Source organism: Psychrobacter sp. TB20-MNA-CIBAN-0197, assembly GCF_040309765.1.
Lineage (GTDB): Bacteria > Pseudomonadota > Gammaproteobacteria > Pseudomonadales > Moraxellaceae > Psychrobacter > Psychrobacter submarinus.
In genome coordinates this window covers 1-304 of sequence record NZ_JBEOPC010000306.1, presented here as the reverse complement: position 1 = coordinate 304, position 304 = coordinate 1, and the positions used below count along the sequence as shown (strand labels likewise).

Here is a 304-nt window from a genome sequence, read left to right as displayed (position 1 = left end):
AACAAATCCTGTTGGATCTTTAAGTGTACCGCGTTCTGCAAGTAGTGCTTGATCTAGTAAAACGTGTGACCACTGCGCAAACTTATCTTCATCTTGTTCGTCATTTAAGTGCTTAACAAGTTGATGCTCTGGGTTTAGCTCAAACACAGGTTTTGCTTCAGGGGCTGCTTGACCAACAGATTCCATTAGCTTTTGCATTTGTGAGCTCATGTCGTTGTCGTCGCTTACAACACATGCTGGAGAATCTGTTAAGCGGTGCGTAAAGCGCACTTCTTTAACGTCATCACCTAGTGCTGTTTTAATA

General features: G+C 42.8%; 1 pseudogene. It reads right to left on the bottom strand.

The window, feature by feature from the left end:
* Positions 1 to 303: pseudogene (locus AAEY83_RS13775) on the bottom strand (molecular chaperone HtpG); the annotation flags it as partial.
* Position 304 lies beyond the last annotated feature (1 nt).